The following is a 1,729-nucleotide window of genomic DNA, read 5'->3' on the forward strand; positions in this document are numbered from 1 at the left end:
ATGACGCATCGTTTAAGGAGGTGATCCAGCCGCAGGTTCCCCTACGGCTACCTTGTTACGACTTCACCCCAGTCATGAACCACACCGTGGTGATCGCCCTCTTGCGTTAGGCTAACCACTTCTGGTGCAGTCCACTCCCATGGTGTGACGGGCGGTGTGTACAAGGCCCGGGAACGTATTCACCGTGACATTCTGATTCACGATTACTAGCGATTCCGACTTCACGGAGTCGAGTTGCAGACTCCGATCCGGACTGAGACCGGCTTTTCGGGATTGGCGCACTCTCGCGAGTTGGCAACCCTTTGTACCGGCCATTGTAGCACGTGTGTAGCCCTACCCGTAAGGGCCATGATGACTTGACGTCGTCCCCACCTTCCTCCGGTTTGTCACCGGCAGTCTCCTTAGAGTTCCCACCATTACGTGCTGGCAAATAAGGACAAGGGTTGCGCTCGTTACGGGACTTAACCCAACATTTCACAACACGAGCTGACGACAGCCATGCAGCACCTGTCTTACAGTTCCCGAAGGCACACCAGGATCTCTCCCGGCTTCTGTAGATGTCAAGGGTAGGTAAGGTTCTTCGCGTTGCATCGAATTAAACCACATGCTCCACCGCTTGTGCGGGCCCCCGTCAATTCATTTGAGTTTTAACCTTGCGGCCGTACTCCCCAGGCGGTCGACTTATCGCGTTAACTTCGCCACAAAGTGCGCTAGGCACCCAACGGCTGGTCGACATCGTTTACGGCGTGGACTACCAGGGTATCTAATCCTGTTTGCTACCCACGCTTTCGCACCTCAGTGTCAGTGTCAGTCCAGAAGGCCGCCTTCGCCACTGGTATTCCTCCCGATCTCTACGCATTTCACCGCTACACCGGGAATTCTACCTTCCTCTCCTGCACTCTAGCCTGACAGTTCCGGATGCCGTTCCCAGGTTGAGCCCGGGGCTTTCACAACCGGCTTATCAAGCCACCTACGCGCGCTTTACGCCCAGTAATTCCGATTAACGCTTGCACCCTCCGTATTACCGCGGCTGCTGGCACGGAGTTAGCCGGTGCTTCTTCTGCGAGTGATGTCTTTCCTGCCGGGTATTAACCGACAGGCGTTCTTCCTCGCTGAAAGTGCTTTACAACCCGAAGGCCTTCTTCACACACGCGGCATGGCTGGATCAGGCTTGCGCCCATTGTCCAATATTCCCCACTGCTGCCTCCCGTAGGAGTTCGGGCCGTGTCTCAGTCCCGATGTGGCTGATCATCCTCTCAAACCAGCTACGGATCGTTGCCTTGGTGAGCCATTACCTCACCAACCAGCTAATCCGACATAGGCTCATCCAATAGCGGGAGCCGGAGCCCCCTTTCTCCCGTAGGACGTATGCGGTATTAGCCTGAGTTTCCCCAGGTTATCCCCCACTATCGGGCAGATTCCTATGCATTACTCACCCGTCCGCCGCTCGTCAGCGGGAAGCAAGCTTCCCCTGTTACCGCTCGACTTGCATGTGTTAAGCCTGCCGCCAGCGTTCAATCTGAGCCATGATCAAACTCTTCAGTTTAAAATCAGTGTGATTCTTACTTGTCACTCGAAAGTGACAAAGGTGAATCAATCCTGGCTCAAGGTTCAAACGAATTTGAAGAATTCGAAAATTCTTCTTGTGCGCTTGCCTTGATATTTGGTGACTTGTCACCCTCATCGGCAAACGCCCACATGAATTACCTGATCAAATTGTTAAAGAGCT

The 1,729-nt window shown here is 54.1% G+C and carries 1 rRNA gene; it reads right to left on the minus strand.

Annotated elements, in window-relative coordinates:
- Nucleotides 1-13 precede the first annotated feature (13 nt).
- A 16S ribosomal RNA gene (locus ACT3TJ_RS17890) occupies nt 14-1,546 on the minus strand.
- Nucleotides 1,547-1,729 lie beyond the last annotated feature (183 nt).

The sequence above is a fragment of the Halomonas sp. AOP30-A1-24 genome, from assembly GCF_052378165.1.
GTDB classification, from domain to species: Bacteria; Pseudomonadota; Gammaproteobacteria; order Pseudomonadales; family Halomonadaceae; genus Vreelandella; species Vreelandella citrativorans.